The organism is Proteus sp. G2669, assembly GCF_009915245.1.
GTDB lineage: Bacteria > Pseudomonadota > Gammaproteobacteria > Enterobacterales > Enterobacteriaceae > Proteus.
The window spans coordinates 19,903-36,061 of record NZ_JAABLX010000018.1; the positions used below are offsets into that span (position 1 = coordinate 19,903).

A 16,159-nucleotide genomic window follows, 5' to 3' on the forward strand; every position below is an offset into this window, starting at 1 on the left:
CCACAATAAAACATAAAGTCAGCGTGTTTTTTAGATACTTTTCCTTTAGTAATCACTTATTTTCCTTAAAATAATTTTTTATAAAGATTAATTTAATTTGTTTTTTGATTTTTTAAATAACTTATATATATTGGGGCTATATAAACACAATGAGGTTGTAATAAAACCTAAAAGCCATTTTATATCAAATTGATTTGCATACATACAAATAAATATAATCAATAAAATCGTGAGTCGATAGCCAATTACTTTGCAAAGAAAAAAGGTAAGCTCAACAAGAAAACTAAAAAGCTCTGCGAGTGCGCTTATAATCATCTCCATACGATTATTCCTTAATGTTATTTATTCTAAGTCGATATAATTTTTAAGTGTGATATTTATTTGGGATAGGGACTATCACTTAACTTAAATTTATCTTCACATATAAGAATTATTTACTAATTTGGTGACACTATACATTGATTAATTTATTATAGCGACTTTTAATTACAAGGAAGGTTTTAATGAAAAAACCAATATCATTATGGATAATATTAATTGCTTTTATTTTCTTCACACTACAGCAATTAATATCTTCATTACCTAATATTTCCATTTTAATAGGTGCATTTATAAGAAGTAGTGTTGATTTTGATTTTGTAGCTTCTCTTTCTATCGTGTGGAGTATGATACAAACTTCTTCTCTCGTTAGTTTATATGTTATTACTCTTTTTGTTATTTTTATGAAGAAAGAAATAGCACCAATAATGCTGAAAATATTCTGGTGTATATCAATGCTTCCTATGACTATTGTAATAGCAATAGGTATCCAAAACGCATTTGATAATACAAATGGTAGTCATCAAGCAGAAAGTTCAGGTGAAATATTAGGGAGCTTATTTTTAGCAGGATTGCTTGTTTATCTTACATATAGCCTATTTTTCTCTTCTAGAATTAAAGACTATTTTCAGTATTTACAAAATAAGCAATCGACGCAATGTATTGATAAAAATTAAATTGAATATGATCTGTTTTTTATAAATAGAATAAATACATTATTAGTACAGATAAAAAAATACCGTGTATTGTATATTACACGGTATTTTTATAATAAACTTTTGGAATTATCGATCTTAGAATGCAGTTGTATCTTTAAATAAGCCAACTTTTAAATCTTTTGCTTCATAAATCAGCTTACCATCAACATACACTTCACCGTCGGCAATACCCATAATCAGTTTACGATTGATAACACGTTTGAAATCAATTTTATAGGTAACTTTTTTTGCAGTTGGTAATATTTGTCCAGTGAATTTAACTTCACCTACACCAAGAGCACGGCCTTTTCCTTCGCCGCCAAGCCAGCCAAGATAAAAGCCAACAAGTTGCCACATGGCATCAAGGCCTAAGCAACCCGGCATCACAGGATCATTGACGAAATGGCAATCAAAGAACCATAAGTCGGGCTTGATATCGAATTCTGCTTCGATAAAGCCTTTATTATGGGTGCCGCCATCTTCAGTCATTTTAATGATGCGATCCATCATTAGCATATTACCAGACGGCAGTGGTGGGCCATCTTGGCCAAATAATTCACCACGGCCTGAAGCAATGAGGTCTTCTTTAGAATAAGATTCGCGTTTATCAACCATTGTCTATATAGCCTTTATCAAATGTAAGATAACAGAATAGCTTACACTTGTACGCTGAACAACTCCGATCACTTGAAATAGAATTATCTGAATAGGCGTAAGAACCAAGGTAACTTAGGTCTATCTTGATTATTTGCAAGTGTTATACGGTCATGGATCACAGCTAACAAGTGTGCATCAGATTGTTCTGGCTCGCATTGCTCTTCATAATATGGCTGACGAGTCAGTAATGTTATGGCTTCAGCGATATGTGTTACAGGCCAAATATGAAATTTCTCTTCTTTGACGGCTTGTTGAACATTTTCATTTAGTACTAGATGACGAATATTCGCGAGAGGAATAATTACACCTTGTGATCCTGTTAATCCTCTTTGCTGGCAAATATCAAAGAAACCTTCGATTTTTTGGTTTACGCCACCAATAGGCTGAACCTGACCAAATTGATCAACTGCGCCCGTTACCGCAATTTGTTGATCTATTGGTTGCAGTGCAAGTGTACTAATTAATGCACACAGTTCAGCCAGAGAAGCGCTATCACCATCCACCTCACCATAAGACTGCTCAAAAACAATAGAGGTACTAAATGGTTGTGGTTGGTCTAAACGTAATTCTGAGTTTAAGTAAGCTTGCATGATCATCATTCCTTTAGCATGAAGATTACCGCCAAGCTCAGCTTTACGTTCAACATCAGTAAACTCACCATCACCAATATGGGCAACACAAGTTATACGAGTAGGTTCACCAATTAAATCAGGATAACCAGGATAATCTAAGACAGAAAGCCCATTGATTTGGCCAACGGCTTCACCTTCTGTTTGTATCATTACCTGATCTTGCAAAATTTCATCACGACTACGCTCTAATAGATAACTATGTCGCCATAAGCGATTTTCTTCTGCTTTTTTTAGTGCGTCTGCATTTAGATAAGCATCATGATTAAAGCGCATTGCGTAACGGAGTTGACGTAAGATCCATTCTAAATCTAAGCTCAAGATCAACTGATCTTCATGTTGCCTTGCTGCTTGTGTTAATAACACTTCCCAAGCATCTGCTGATAAAGAAGGGAGACGGTATTTTTGGCTCAATGCATTTACAAAACCACACCATTGCGAAAGTGTTGTTTCGTCTTCTAAATACATATCGTATTCATATTCGCCATATAAAGCTACGTTACTTAATTCTGGCTCCATAAATTCTAGCTCTTCAAGACTTAGTCTATCGCCAACTAAAATCACTCGCAGATTGAGAGGCATACTTTCAATGGGCAAAGGCAATGATTGATTATCATTCCAAACAAGCCATTCAAAGCGTTGCTCTTCAACCATTTTTTTCAGACGAAACCACATTAATGGTTGAGCTAATAAAGATTTAATGGAGAGAACGAGAATTCCACCATTAACTTTATGTAATAAACCTGGGCTGACAGTGACATTATCTTTATGACAATAGAAAGAGCCAAAGAGTTGTTCGGGTTCTATCCACTGGCAACAAGTAATGGATTCTGATGATGAAAATGCACCTTGTACATTTTCTTGCCAATAGATTTTATTTGATTCTGCTTGATAGGCACCAATAACCGGATAGGTTTTGATCTCTGATTGCGTTAATGTGTCTGTCAACATATCAAAGTAAGCGGTAGAATCATCGGCTTTTAACAGCATAAATTGGCCTGAATCTGCATTATTTAGCCATTGTAGGCTTTCGTACAGGCGAGGCTGAACCTCACGAAGTAGAGATGCAGGTAATTGAGATGCTGTTTGAAAGAAAGTCTGGTAGGAGGCGTAATCAGGACGTAACGCCTGCCATTCTAATTCGTTGTTTTTCAAGGTTACCGTTTTTATTATTGGTTAGTGAAAAGAGATTTATTAGATACCACTATAAGTGGGTATCTATCCTGCAATAAGACGGTTCTTTAACTGTCATCAACTGCATAGGCAGGGAATATGTATCGCTACGACCTTATAATAATGAGCTAACAAATCAGCCATTAGGTTTTATTATAGCGACGCTCGATTCTATCATAACGTGCTCAGAAAACTATCCCTTATCAAGGCTTGTTATTAATTGATAAAAAAAGATTATCCAAAACATCCTTGCTTATAAAATAGGCAAAAAATTTCGGTTCAGTGGCAGTATTTTTGTAAAATTGTTGATATGCTAGTATATAGTTACGTTGTCACGGGGATTTGTATGAAATATCAACAATTAGAGAATCTAGAATGTGGCTGGAAGTGGGCATATCTCGTCAAAAAACATCGTGAAGGTGAGTTAATTACCCGTTATATTGAAAAAAGTGCGGCTGATGAGGTTGTCGAGCAATTATTACTGATAGAATCACAGCCATTAAAAGTTTTAGAGTGGATAGATTTGCATATGAATCCTGATCTATCCAATAAAATGAAACAAACTATTCGTGCTCGTAGAAAGCGGTATTTTAATGCAGAGCATCAACATACACGAAAAAAATCGATAGATTTAACATTTAAAGTTTGGCAGCGCTTATCGGCTTTATCACAACGCCGAGGAATAACATTATCAGAAACAATAGTACAATTAATTGAAGATGCTGAACGAAAAGAGCAATACGCTTTAAAAGTACATAGTTTAAAAGATGGATTAATTGAGTTATTAGAACGAGATAAAGAAAAGTAATCGATATTATTTTTTATCTGTATTAACAATACCTTTTTTATTGTGACACTTCATACCCCTTTTTATTTATTCAATCTTTGCCTCTATATTCTTAATTTGTATATTTTTTCTTCCCATAAAGAAAACCCTGCCAGTGGCAGGGTTTTGAATTCATTAACAGTAGATTATTCTACTATCTGAATTATTTACCAGGTTGAACAACAACTTCAGTTGTACCTTGGATTTCGATTTCAACACGACGGTCTGGCGCTAAGCAATCGATCAGAGCTGAACGAGCTTTAACGTTGTCACATGTGTTGCCAGTAACTGGATTTTCTTTACCACGACCTTCTGCAGAGATGCTGTTTGCAGGGATACCTTTAGATACCAGGTAATCAACTACAGATTGAGCACGTTTTTCTGACAGAGGCAGGTTGTAGTTTTGAGAACCGATACGGTCAGTGTAACCAATAACGACTACACGACCTTGAGTTGGGTCGATGTTAGCCAGTTCATTGTACAGACCATTCAGAGCTTCTTGACCTTCAGCTTTCAGAGTAGATTTGTTGAAGTTGAACAGAACGTCTGAACGCAGAGTAAAGGTTTTGTTCTCAACAACTGGAGCTGGAGCTACAACTGGAGCTGGAGCTACAACTGGAGCTGGAGCTTCTTGGTTGAAACGGTAAGCAACACCAACACTCAGCATGCCGTTGTCTGGACGCGCATTCAGAGTACCTTTATCACCAATGTTGTTGATCCACTGATATTCAACACGAGTAGCGATGTTTGGAGTGATCGCGTATTCAGTACCTAATGCGAATACTGGAGAAACGCCAGTATCGTTATTAGAGAAACGATCTTGTTTTGGAGATAAAGAAGTAGCGTTTTTAGTTGCAGAAGAATCTGCACGCCATACCATACCACCTAAACGGGTATAAACGTCTAAGTCTTCCATTACTGGATAACTTAATTTAGTGGTTAATTGGACACCTTGAGCACGGAACGCACCATTGTCATATGAACCTTTATAAGTCATACGACCTAACCAATCATAACCCAGTTCAAAACCTAAGTATTGGTTGTACTGATAACCAGCAAATGCACCTGCACCTAATTGGTCACGGTGAGTGTTACCATTACCGATAGAAGTACCTTCAAAATGGTTGCTAGTACCTTGGTATTGAGACCAACCTAATTTACCACCAGTATACCAGGTATTGTCTTTTGGAGCTGCTTGCGCTGCAGTTGCGAAAGCTGCCACTGCCACTGCTAATGCGATAGCTGTCTTTTTCATTTTTACGCCTCGTTATCATCCAAGTTAGGCATTTGGCTTTAAGCCTTATTATTTGCCCTTGGTTAAATTATTGTTAGGAATCCAATGCTTTCATCAAATGATGATCCCAAAAAATGGGATTTAAAGCATAACCTTAACGACATAAAGTCTACAATGAACTTAAAAAGTTACAAGTAATCCTTTAAAATTCGACTTAAAATTTTAAAAAGATCTGCCTAATTCCACAATGGGTAAGATTCTGTATTTTTGTTAAATTTATTGTAACTATATGATTTAGGTTATAAATACTTTTGACTTATCTTAAATGATATCGAGGTGTTCTGAGTATTAGGAAAACTCTTAAATTTCACTAATGGTAGTGAATTGAATGAATTTTTACGGAATTCAAATGTCGTTTAGATGCATTAGTACTTTCTAAATGGATATTTGTATTAATTTGTTGACGCATGATAAACCCCAAGCTTTTACCTTTGCTTGCAGCAGATTCTAATCTTTTCATCTCTTCTGGCGATATTTCTGGTAACCAAGCTAGAACGACACTGTAATTTCCACTCATTAATGCTTTTTCCATCAAATCAACCGTATTTATTCTATTTGCATGATTTAATTGGATTATTTTATCAAGAGGTAATCCTACGTTTTTCAACCAAGAACGATTGAGTTTTTGTTGTGGGCTTAACCACAATAACCAACGTGATTCATGGCTATACTGTTTTAGTAATGGCAAAAGGATGTGATTAATAACGAGCGGATTTTGGTAGAGAAGTTCACTTACCATGCCTTGTTTATTATTACTTTCCGTAGTAACCATTGCTGAAGGGATAGATAGAGGTAATACCTCATTCGAGATCTCTTGGAGAATGGTGTTTTGTCTTGTCGGAGATGATGTTGAGATTTTCATGTTTACCTCTGCCTATATGTACTGTATGAATATACAGTATCTCTAAATTTCGCTTAAATCAAGCTCAATTTTTTGAAAGTTCCTCTCAAATTTTATGTAAATCTCTATTTTCAAGCTGTTAACTATTGGCAATAAAAAGTAAATTCTTTATTGTTTCTATGGTAAGTTTCATATGCATGTTTTTGAATTCAAAGATAAAAAATTCACATCAATGTTTATGTTGGAGTTTTAATGTCATTTTTACCTGAGCAACGGAAGGCTCATTTGCTATCGCGCATTGCGAAATATGGAGAGTTAACAACAAAGTCTCAATTTGGTGGTGTTAGCTTAATGATTGATGACGTTATGTTTGCTATCACGTCTGATAATCAACTTTATTTAAAAGGAAGCGATTTTTTAGAGACGCTTTATAAGGCAACAAAAATGGAAGCCTATATTTATCTGAAAAAAGGAAAACCAATAACGTTACGTTATTATAAAATCATGGATTCTTTATGGGAAAATCAGCAAAAATTAGATCAATATATTGATTTGTCATATCACTACAGCATGCAAGAGTATTTAGGCCAACGGAAAAGGCCATGCCGAATAAAAGATTTACCTAATTTAGGTGTCATATTAGAGAAAAGGCTAAGCCAAATTGGGGTTAATAAAGTTGAAGAGTTACGACTTATTGGTGCCAAAGCCTGTTATTTGAAATTAATGCGCAGCCATAATTTAAAAAATAGTGAGATTTTACTTTCATTAGCGGGGGCAATAATGGGATGTCATCGTTCCGTGTTACCCAACCAACTAAAAGCAGAACTATTAGATTGGTATAATGAATTGTCTTTTCAATAAAATAAACCTAACGACAGTTATTTTCTCTAGTCCTCATATGAAATTAGAGAAAATAACGTCGATTAGGCATTAACACTAACGCTGTGATTCAAGTGCTTTATTTGTTTCTCCTTGCTCAATTATTTGAATGCAGTTAATGATTTGAGGGAGTAAATCTAGTAATAATCGAATCTGAGTAACAACTAATTGAATTCGCCCATCATCAGCATTAGGTAATGAATTGATCCGTTCAATTAACTCGATATGAGGTTGTTTAAATGCTTTATCCTGCGCTGTTTTGTGACGCAAAGCAGCGTCGATATAACAAACAGTATCATTCAGCAACGTAAGTATTGTTTCATCTTCGATTTTAGAACGATGAACACCAAGTGCTGAAATATAGCTAAGTAAGGTGTGATTCAAACAGAGTAACTGGAAAGCGACCTCTTGGGAGGCTTGATAACTTTTTGGCTCTGATGACATATTCGAGATAAGTGAAGCGAGTTCACCATCGCTACTATGAGCATTACGGCGAGCAATTCGATAATCTAAGCTATTATCTTTTCCTTGATAATATTGAATAAGAATAGCATCAAGGTAATAGCAGTTATTTGTCATTGTTTTTTGAATAACAAAAGGTAATTGGCGGAACTTCCAATCAGGCCAGATAAAACTGACCGCAAACCATGCAATAGCACAACCAATTAAGGTATCAATAATTCGAGGAAGAGCGACATCATAGCCTTCACCAAGTAAATTAAAACTTAGCAGAACTAATAATGTAATAAATAGCGTGGCATGTGCATATTGTATCGTTCTAAATGCAAAAAAGAGCGTGCCGGTGATAACGATTAATACCAGTTGTCCTTCAATAGAGGGTACAAAATATAAAATAGGGAAACCGATTAAAATACCAATAATGGTGCCACTTACACGTAATGTTAAGCGTCTACGTGTTGCATTGTAGTTAGGCTGGCACACAAACAAGCTGGTTAATAGTATCCAATAGCCTCTGTCTAATTGGAAAAATTGAATAATTGCATAACCAATACAAAGCACGAGTGACATTCTAACTGCATGTCTAAAAAGTGCTGATTTAGGGGTAAGATGTTCTTTTATTCTTAATGCGATATCTCGCCATCCGGTTAAACCATCATCGGAAAGTTGAGTTTCTTCTTTTTGGTCATGGGATATTTGGTACTGCTCTGTGCTAATACTGCGTAAAAGCGCATCAATCCCTTGAAGGTTTTGCAATAAATTATTCAAAGGAGTCATTAATTGAGGTTCTGTGGTTGTATTTTTTAAATGATTGAGGGCATTTTCTAAATAATTAATGGAACGCTCGAGGGCGGGATTATGCTGATATTTTTTATGCCAAAGAATTGATTGTGCAACTTGTTCACAAGCCCGAGCCTGCATAGAAAGTAAACGTTGAAAACGAAAAAGCACATCACTGTGGCGCAATTCATTACTCAATAATTGATACTGGACATGAGATGAACTGGCTCTTTCATGAATATCTTGAGCTACAAAATAGTAATGAAGCGTAAAGCGACTACTGCGCTGACCTCTATCACCTTTTAGTCGGCTTAATAACGTGACTTTAGTTTGATTCATTGTGTCAATAAGCTGACTATTTGCCATAGCTAAACTATAAAGTGAGTGTTGATAGTCATCTTCAATATCAGGATCAAATAAAGTTGCTTTTGCCTCGAGGTATGTTGCGAGTTGCTGGTAGCAACGAGTTAAATTATCTTGCACAGGGCGAATAGGAAACAATAAGTGACCAACTAAGGTTAACGAGTTGTACCAAATAGCGCCTAACAACAGCAAAATAGGTTGTTCATACCAAATAGGGAAAATAGGCATACCGAGCATAGTGTAGATGGCAATTAATAAAGCACCAAAAGCAATGGTAGCGTAGCGTTGTCCTAGCGCGCCTAATAAAATAAATCCCCAAGTTGAAATTGCTAGACCACAAAAGAATAAAATAGGGTAGGGATAAAGCAATCCTATTGATGCTGATGCAAGAAGAAAACAGCATAAGGTAATGACCAGGTTTTTTAAACGCCCGACAAGTCTGTCATCTAAGTCCGTTAATGCGGCTGCGACCACACCTAAAGTCAGCGGAATGGTGTATTTAGGCTCTTGACCTAACACCCAAGGAAACAAAGTCGTTCCTGTAAGTGCGATTATTATGCGAATATAATAGAGAAAGTGGCTATTATAGATAAATCGGCGGGCGCCATTTAGCAAAGTGAACACAAAAAGCCCTTAAATAAACAAGATGAAGATAATTACCTCTTAGAATATAGGGTTTATCACCGATTAAAAAGAGCTTAACAACAGACTATTTGTTATTTATTGCAGGAATTACGTATGGAACTGAAATCCACTCCGATGGGACAACGTTTAGCACAGCATCCTTATAATAGAGTCAAATTGTTAAATGCAGGTATTGAAGTCAGTGGTGAAAAACATCAGTATTTAATTCCTTTTAATGAATTGATTAATATTTACTGTAAAAAAGGGATTGTGTGGGGTGAATTAGAATTTTTATTGCCGGAAGATAAAGTGGTTCGATTACATGGAACAGACTGGGAGGAAACTCAGCAGTTCTATCGATATCTATTCCAAACATGGCAAATGTGGAGTCAAGAAATGAGTGAAATCAGTGCTCAAGTTCTTGAGAAGCAACTCCATAATATTACTGAAATTATGCAATCCAATAAATGGATAAAACAATCTAAGCTTAGTGAAATTCAACAATCTATAAAAGAAAGCTTATCGGCTATTCCACTTCCACTTGAACGCCTTACCCAATTTGATAATTGCCAAGTACTTTATCAGCAATGTTTAGAGTGGTTAAAACAAGGTGAATTACTTATTAATAAAGAAAATTCTGCGTGGATAACACAAATGCTAAATGAGCATGCGGAGTTTTTTAATACAATTGAATCATCTCCACTCAATGGATCACAATGTCGTGCGGTTATTAATGGTGAAGAGAATATTTTAGTCTTAGCCGGGGCCGGAAGTGGTAAAACATCTGTACTAGTCGCAAGAGTAGGATGGTTATTACGCCGAAATTTAGCACAAGCAGAGCAAATTTTGTTATTGGCATTTGGGCGTAAAGCGGCGCAAGAAATGAATGAGCGTATTTCAGCGCGTTTAAATGCCGATATTATGGCGAAAACATTTCATGCATTAGCATTATCTATTATTCAACAAGCGACAAAAAAACAACCTAAAATTAGTGAACTTGAAATAAATAGTGAAAAAAGAAGAGCGTTATTATTAGGCGAATGGCGAAATCAATGTCAGCAGAAAAAAGCGCAAGCAAAGGGATGGCGTGAATGGTTATCTCAAGAGCTTGATTGGGATATTCCAGAAGGTGAATTTTGGTATGATAGAAAATTAGAAAATCAAGTTGCTGTAAGGTTAGAGCGTTGGATTGGCTTATTAAGAATGCAAGGCGGTAGTCAAAAATCACTAATTGAAAGTGTACAACCTGAATATACAGATGCATTCAAAAAATATTTAAAATTATTATCGCCTTTATTAAAAGCATGGAAGATGGCATTAAAAGAAGAAGACGCGATAGATTTTTCCGGTTTATTACATCAAGCTATCAATCTTATTGAAAAAGGACGTTTTATTAGCCCATGGAAACATATACTTGTTGATGAATTTCAAGATATTTCGCCACTTAGAGCATCACTATTAACAGCATTAAAGCAGCAAAATAAACAAACGTCTTTATTTGCTGTGGGTGATGATTGGCAGGCTATTTACCGTTTTAGTGGTGCTGAATTATTATTAACGACCTCTTTTCATCATTCATTTGGAGAAGGCGCCGAATGTGCATTAGATACGACCTACCGTTTTAATGACACAATTGGTGATGTTGCTAATACGTTTATTCAACAAAATCCGATGCAATTATCTAAGCCTTTAAATAGTCTAGTTAAAGGCAATAAAAAAGCGGTTGTTTTACTATCAGATGATCAACTTGAAAATCTATTAAATAAAATGAGTGGTTATGTTGGTGACGATGAAACGATCCTTTTACTCGCCCGTTATCATTATTTAAAACCTGAACTATTAAAAAAAGCTAAGACACGGTGGCCTAAATTAAATTTAGAATTTATGACTTTTCATGCATCGAAGGGGCAACAAGCTGATTACGTTATTATTTTAGGTTTGCAAGAAGGCAAAGATGCTTTCCCAGCACCTGCAAGGGAATCAATTATTGAATTAGCGTTATTACCAAAAGTTGAAGATTATCCTAATGCGGAAGAACGCCGTTTAATGTATGTGGCATTAACAAGAGCAAAAAAACAAGTATGGCTATTATTTAATAAACAACAGCCATCTTGTTTTGTTTCGGAGCTAAAATCTCAAGGTGTTCCTATACAGCGAAAACCTTAGAATTATTTTAATCTTTCTTTTAAATAACCTTCGTAATCAGGAATTTTAATTGTAGATTCTTGTGAAAACAGAGGCGATGAAATTAAAAAGTTTGCGGTTGCACGATTGGTGGCAACCGGAATATTCCATACCGTTGCTAAGCGTAGAAGGGCTTTAACATCCGGGTCGTGGGGAACGGCGTTCAATGGATCCCAAAAGAAAATCATAATATCGATTTTCTTTTCAGCGATCATTGCACCTATTTGTTGGTCACCGCCCATTGGACCACTTAGCATTTGAGTAACACTTAGGCCGGTGTGGTGGTTAATTAAATTTCCTGTGGTTCCTGTAGCAAATAACTTATGTAGAGACAGTTGTTCACGATTATTTTGAACCCATTCAAGTAATGAGCTTTTGCAGTGATCATGGGCAACAAGCGCGATATTTTTTTCTTTTAAGAGCGTGCGGTCAATTTGTTCCATTTGATACCTTTAAAAATAAATATAGTTATTGTTCCAGCTGTCAAAATACCTTTTTTTTATCTTACAAGCTATGAACGGATCAAGATACTATGATGTATCATAATATTTTCAATCTTCATGATGAACGGAGTATATAAATGGTGGACTCAGACATTTATGACATTTTAAGAAGTGTCAAAACAATTGCACTTGTTGGTGCGAGTAGCAAAGAAGATCGCCCAAGCTATAAAGTCATGAAATTCTTATTAGAACAAGGTTATGATGTTATTCCTGTAAACCCAGGTATGTCTGGACAAACATTGTTAGGTCAACAATGTTATACCTCATTAAAAGATATTCCTGTCTCGATTGATATGGTTGATGTTTTCCGTCAATCATCTGCTGCATTAGAGATCGCAAAAGAAGCGATTGAAATTAATGCCAAAGTCTTATGGTTACAAATTGATGTGATTAATGAAGATGCCAAAGAGTTAGCAGAAAAAGCAGGGTTACGAGTGGTTATGGATCGTTGTCCTAAAAAAGAAATCGAAGCGCATGGCCTTCCTTGGTAAAAAATTAAAATAAAATCGCCGAAAACAAATTCGGCGATTATCATATTTATTCAGATCACGGCTTATTTAGATTATTCGGTTAATTTCGTAATCGTGGAGCCTGTAATTGGCTACGAATTGACTGCGATAGCTCATCCAATGAGTCATTATCTAAGTGTTCATCTGAAACTTCATAAGTTATCTGCGCTTCAGCAAGATAAGTATGAACGGGTTGTCCTTCATCATCTTCCATCACAACATGGTACCAAGGTGCTGCTCGCAAGGTCACATTAGATGCAATATCATCCTCATTAGGCTGATCAAGGGAATATTCAGCATCCACATCGACAACAACGCCTAAGTAGCCGAGTAATTTATGTCTAACTTGCTGTCCTATCCCAAATTTGCTGGCGGTCATCATAGTATCACCTCCATATAGCCTTGCTTATTGGTTATATATATGAGGGCACAAAGTGAAATTTCAAGGATTTGAAAAAAATATAATCCTTTGCTTTCATTATGAATAAAGAACCTCACAAAATCAGATTATCTATTGTATAAAGAAAAGACAATAACCTGAGTAGAATTTTTATTTTAACAACATTATCAGGAGAGCATATGAAAATGGGTAGAGAATATATTATTCAAGGGCATGTTCAGGGCGTTGGGTTTCGTTTTTTTACTTATCAATGGATGAAGAAACAACCAATAACAGGTTATGTTTGGAATCGTGATGACGGCAGTGTGGGCGTAAGAGCGTTTGCAAAGGAAGGTGTGCTTAAAGAATTTGAAAATTGGTTAGAAGCTGGTGGCCCTAGAGGCGCCAAAATTACATTTTGGTCTGCTACATCTTGTGAATATGAATCAATGACAGATTTCTCAATCCGCCATTGTGAGTAGTGTGGTTTTTAGTTATTTATTATTAGAAGCTAATATTTTAAATACATTTAACGGGTTTAGGCAAACCAGCCAGTTTTGTGGCCTGCTTCGCTGGGCCTTTAGGAAATAGACGATAAAGGTAACGACTATTGCCTTTTTCTTCGCCATATTTTTGCGCAAGAGCTTTTACCAGCATACGAATAGCAGGGGAGGTATTAAATTCTAAATAAAATTGGCGAACAAAGCGGATAATTTCCCAATGTTGCTCTGTTAGTTCAATTTCTTCTATTTCAGCTAATGTTGGAACCATATCTTCACTCCACTCATTGCTATTTTTTAGATAACCGTGACTATCTGTCTCGATTTCTTTTCCGTTAAATACAAACATGTGCTTTATGACCAATCAAAAATAATAGCGTTAATTTAGCAAAAATAAGGAAAATACCCAAGCAGAACCCATAAATCGTTGATTAATTAAGCCATTGACTTGTAATGCGTTTAATTTTACATCAAACAGTACAATAAGACCTTTACAATATAAGCCTAGATGTTTATATTGCTCCCCATTGCGGAGGGGTGGCCGAGCGGCTGAAGGCAGCGGTCTTGAAAACCGCCGATGGGAAACCATCCGAGAGTTCGAATCTCTCCTCCTCCGCCATTTCATCATCTCCTAGCGTCTCCTGAAGTCTCCTTATCCCAGTAAAATCAAGCAATCCAACAAAATTCCATTATTCCAACGTCTACTATCGTCTATTGAAAACTACCCCCTTTAGGTGGTACATATGGGGGTACATTTATACCCCATGATTTGAGTACCCCCAAATGAAGCTAACCGTTAAGCAAATTGATTCCAGTAAGCCTAAAGAAAAAGACTACAAACTATCTGATGGTGGTGGACTGTATCTATTGGTTAAAACTAATGGCGGAAAGTATTGGCGGTTAAAATACCGAATCGATGGCAAAGAGAAACTTTTAGCTATTGGAATTTATCCAACCGTTACACTAGCTGATGCCAGAAGAAAGCGTGATGATGCAAAGAGATTACTGGCGGATGGAATTGACCCAAACCAACAACGCAAAGAACAAAAGCAAGCCTCAAAGATTGACAGTGTAAACACCTTTAAAAATATCGCCCTTGAATGGTATGAGGGAAGAAAGGATCGCTGGTCTGTTAGTTATCGTGATGACATGATGGACGCATTCGAAAAAGACGTCTTCCTTATATAGGTAATCGCCCGATTGCCGAAATCAAACCAATGGAATTACTCGAAGTGCTTTCTATTATGGAAAAGCGCGGGGCAACCGAGAAGCTAAAGAAAGTGCGTCAACGTTGCGGGAGGTATGGAAGTACGCCATTATTACTGTAGTGGTTTAATAAATTTGGCCACCTGAATAGAGGTGATATGCTTACCTCAAACAATAAAGGTGCCTTAATGAAAAAACGAAATTTCAGTGCAGAATTTAAACATGAATCTGCTCAGTTAGTTGTTGATCAGAACTACACTGTTGCTGATGCAGCTAAAGCCATGAATATCGGTCTTTCCACTATGACCCGATGGGTAAAACAGTTGCGCGATGAACGGGCTGGCAAAACGCCGAAAGCCTCTCCCATCACGCCAGAGCAAATTGAAATACGTGAACTCAAAAAGAAACTTCAACGTATTGAAATGGAAAATGAAATATTAAAAAAGGCTACCGCGCTCTTGATGTCAGACTCCCTGAACAATTTACGTTAATCGGAAAGCTCAGGGCGCGTTATCCCGTAACCACTCTCTGCCATGTATTCGGGGTTCATCGCAGCAGTTATAAATACTGGAATGCCCGTCCTATTCAGCCTGATAGAAGACGCACCGTATTGCGCAGTCAAGTTCAGGAACTACACAACATCAGCCATGGCTCTGCTGGGGCAAGGAGTATTGCCATAATGGCAACGTTCAAGGGCTTCCCAATGGGGCGTTGGCTTGCCGGTAGGCTCATGAAATAGCTCGGCCTTGTAAGTTGTCAACAACCGAAACACCGCTACAAACGTGGCGGACAAGAACATATTGCTATATCGAATCATCTCGAACGTCAATTTGCAGTGACTGAGCCCAATCAAGTGTGGTGTGGCGATGTCACCTATATCTGGACAGGCCAACGCTGGGCGTATCTCGCCGTTGTTCTCGATTTGTTCGCCAGAAAACCGGTGGGCTGGGCAATGTCGTTCTCTCCGGACAGTCGATTGACCATCAAAGCGCTGAAAATGGCGTGGGAAACTCGGGATAAACCAGCAGGGATGATGTTCCACAGTGATCAGGGTAGCCACTATACAAGTAATCAGTTTCGGCAGTTACTATGGAGATATCGGATCAAACAAAGTATGAGTAGACGCGGAAACTGCTGGGATAATAGTCCAATGGAGCGCTTCTTTAGGAGCCTGAAGAACGAGTGGGTACCCATGACTGGCTACATAAGTTTTAGTGATGCTGTCCATGCAATAACGGACTATATTGTCGGGTATTACAGCGTACACAGACCTCACGAATATAACGGAGGATTATCACCAAACGAATCCGAAAAGAGATACTGGAAAAACTCTAAAA

14 protein-coding genes, 1 tRNA gene and 2 pseudogenes are annotated in these 16,159 nt (G+C 36.9%); 9 read left to right on the top strand and 8 right to left on the bottom strand.

Features of this window, described 5'->3' with window-relative positions:
* The first annotated feature begins 503 nt into the window (after positions 1–503).
* The gene (locus tag GWI68_RS04945; RefSeq protein WP_166539565.1) at positions 504–995 is read left to right on the top strand and encodes a hypothetical protein; all 492 of its coding nucleotides are present in this window, start codon (positions 504–506) and stop codon (positions 993–995) included.
* Positions 996–1,112: 117 nt separating this feature from the next.
* On the opposite strand, the gene fabA is transcribed toward GWI68_RS04945, so the two are convergent.
* Together fabA and GWI68_RS04955 are read right to left on the bottom strand one after the other, a co-directional pair.
* Positions 1,113–1,631, bottom strand: coding sequence for a bifunctional 3-hydroxydecanoyl-ACP dehydratase/trans-2-decenoyl-ACP isomerase (gene fabA, locus GWI68_RS04950; RefSeq protein WP_023581351.1), 519 nt, complete (start codon positions 1,629–1,631; stop codon positions 1,113–1,115).
* A gap of 83 nt (positions 1,632–1,714) precedes the next feature.
* Positions 1,715–3,457, bottom strand: coding sequence for a Lon protease family protein (locus tag GWI68_RS04955; RefSeq protein ID WP_166539566.1), 1,743 nt, complete (start codon positions 3,455–3,457; stop codon positions 1,715–1,717).
* Between the two features lie 364 nt (positions 3,458–3,821).
* On the opposite strand from GWI68_RS04955, the gene matP reads away from it, so the two are divergent.
* A complete protein-coding gene (matP, locus tag GWI68_RS04960) occupies positions 3,822–4,283 on the top strand; it encodes a macrodomain Ter protein MatP (RefSeq protein ID WP_072069645.1) in 462 nt (153 codons plus the stop codon).
* Between the two features lie 181 nt (positions 4,284–4,464).
* On the opposite strand, the gene ompA is transcribed toward matP, so the two are convergent.
* Both ompA and sulA read right to left on the bottom strand, forming a co-directional pair.
* Entirely contained in the window at positions 4,465–5,556 is a 1,092-nt protein-coding gene (ompA, locus tag GWI68_RS04965) for a porin OmpA (RefSeq protein ID WP_166539567.1), read from the bottom strand.
* A gap of 349 nt (positions 5,557–5,905) precedes the next feature.
* On the bottom strand, positions 5,906–6,457 hold the full coding sequence (gene sulA / locus GWI68_RS04970) for an SOS-induced cell division inhibitor SulA (protein ID WP_166539568.1): 552 nt from the start codon (positions 6,455–6,457) through the stop codon (positions 5,906–5,908).
* A gap of 231 nt (positions 6,458–6,688) precedes the next feature.
* On the opposite strand from sulA, the gene GWI68_RS04975 reads away from it, so the two are divergent.
* Positions 6,689–7,297 carry a TfoX/Sxy family DNA transformation protein gene (locus tag GWI68_RS04975; RefSeq protein WP_109408828.1) on the top strand — a complete coding sequence of 203 codons (609 nt, stop codon included), beginning with the start codon at positions 6,689–6,691 and terminating at the stop codon, positions 7,295–7,297.
* 75 nt (positions 7,298–7,372) lie between these two features.
* Here the strand turns inward: GWI68_RS04975 and yccS are convergent, their stop codons facing one another.
* Positions 7,373–9,541, bottom strand: a complete 2,169-nt coding sequence (gene yccS, locus GWI68_RS04980) for a YccS family putative transporter (protein WP_166539569.1) — start codon at positions 9,539–9,541, stop codon at positions 7,373–7,375.
* A gap of 114 nt (positions 9,542–9,655) precedes the next feature.
* Between yccS and helD the strand changes: the two genes are divergently transcribed.
* Positions 9,656–11,707 carry a DNA helicase IV gene (gene helD / locus GWI68_RS04985; protein ID WP_166539570.1) on the top strand — a complete coding sequence of 684 codons (2,052 nt, stop codon included), beginning with the start codon at positions 9,656–9,658 and terminating at the stop codon, positions 11,705–11,707.
* Between the two features lie 2 nt (positions 11,708–11,709).
* Here the strand turns inward: helD and GWI68_RS04990 are convergent, their stop codons facing one another.
* A complete protein-coding gene (locus GWI68_RS04990; RefSeq protein WP_072069639.1) occupies positions 11,710–12,168 on the bottom strand; it encodes a methylglyoxal synthase in 459 nt (152 codons plus the stop codon).
* A 137-nt stretch (positions 12,169–12,305) separates the two neighbouring features.
* On the opposite strand from GWI68_RS04990, the gene GWI68_RS04995 reads away from it, so the two are divergent.
* Entirely contained in the window at positions 12,306–12,719 is a 414-nt protein-coding gene (locus GWI68_RS04995; protein ID WP_109408831.1) for a CoA-binding protein, read from the top strand.
* A 79-nt stretch (positions 12,720–12,798) separates the two neighbouring features.
* Here the strand turns inward: GWI68_RS04995 and hspQ are convergent, their stop codons facing one another.
* A complete protein-coding gene (gene hspQ / locus GWI68_RS05000) occupies positions 12,799–13,119 on the bottom strand; it encodes a heat shock protein HspQ (protein ID WP_006537351.1) in 321 nt (106 codons plus the stop codon).
* A gap of 197 nt (positions 13,120–13,316) precedes the next feature.
* On the opposite strand from hspQ, the gene GWI68_RS05005 reads away from it, so the two are divergent.
* Positions 13,317–13,598, top strand: coding sequence for an acylphosphatase (locus GWI68_RS05005; protein ID WP_166539571.1), 282 nt, complete (start codon positions 13,317–13,319; stop codon positions 13,596–13,598).
* Positions 13,599–13,635: 37 nt separating this feature from the next.
* On the opposite strand, the gene tusE is transcribed toward GWI68_RS05005, so the two are convergent.
* Positions 13,636–13,965: a sulfurtransferase TusE gene (gene tusE / locus GWI68_RS05010; protein ID WP_109408833.1), complete on the bottom strand. Its 330-nt coding sequence runs from the start codon at positions 13,963–13,965 to the stop codon at positions 13,636–13,638.
* A gap of 182 nt (positions 13,966–14,147) precedes the next feature.
* Here tusE and GWI68_RS05015 point away from each other — a divergent pair.
* The 3 genes and pseudogenes from GWI68_RS05015 to GWI68_RS05025 form a co-directional block, all read left to right on the top strand.
* Positions 14,148–14,235 (top strand) — tRNA-Ser (locus tag GWI68_RS05015).
* A 164-nt stretch (positions 14,236–14,399) separates the two neighbouring features.
* Positions 14,400–14,914, top strand: a pseudogene (locus GWI68_RS05020) (integrase arm-type DNA-binding domain-containing protein); the annotation flags it as partial.
* Positions 14,915–15,010: 96 nt separating this feature from the next.
* A pseudogene (locus GWI68_RS05025) lies at positions 15,011–16,159 on the top strand (IS3 family transposase); the annotation flags it as partial.

Bases quoted from the DNA above. Each gene is read 5' to 3' on its own strand.
- GWI68_RS05005 (WP_166539571.1), top strand. From the start codon at position 13,317: ATGAAAATGGGTAGAGAATATATTATTCAAGGGCATGTTCAGGGCGTT.
- ompA (WP_166539567.1), bottom strand. From the start codon at position 5,556: ATGAAAAAGACAGCTATCGCATTAGCAGTGGCAGTGGCAGCTTTCGCA.
- hspQ (WP_006537351.1), bottom strand. From the start codon at position 13,119: ATGATGACCGCCAGCAAATTTGGGATAGGACAGCAAGTTAGACATAAA.
- GWI68_RS04975 (WP_109408828.1), top strand. From the start codon at position 6,689: ATGTCATTTTTACCTGAGCAACGGAAGGCTCATTTGCTATCGCGCATT.
- helD (WP_166539570.1), top strand. From the start codon at position 9,656: ATGGAACTGAAATCCACTCCGATGGGACAACGTTTAGCACAGCATCCT.
- matP (WP_072069645.1), top strand. From the start codon at position 3,822: ATGAAATATCAACAATTAGAGAATCTAGAATGTGGCTGGAAGTGGGCA.
- fabA (WP_023581351.1), bottom strand. From the start codon at position 1,631: ATGGTTGATAAACGCGAATCTTATTCTAAAGAAGACCTCATTGCTTCA.
- GWI68_RS04995 (WP_109408831.1), top strand. From the start codon at position 12,306: ATGGTGGACTCAGACATTTATGACATTTTAAGAAGTGTCAAAACAATT.
- sulA (WP_166539568.1), bottom strand. From the start codon at position 6,457: ATGAAAATCTCAACATCATCTCCGACAAGACAAAACACCATTCTCCAA.
- GWI68_RS04990 (WP_072069639.1), bottom strand. From the start codon at position 12,168: ATGGAACAAATTGACCGCACGCTCTTAAAAGAAAAAAATATCGCGCTT.
- GWI68_RS04945 (WP_166539565.1), top strand. From the start codon at position 504: ATGAAAAAACCAATATCATTATGGATAATATTAATTGCTTTTATTTTC.
- tusE (WP_109408833.1), bottom strand. From the start codon at position 13,965: ATGTTTGTATTTAACGGAAAAGAAATCGAGACAGATAGTCACGGTTAT.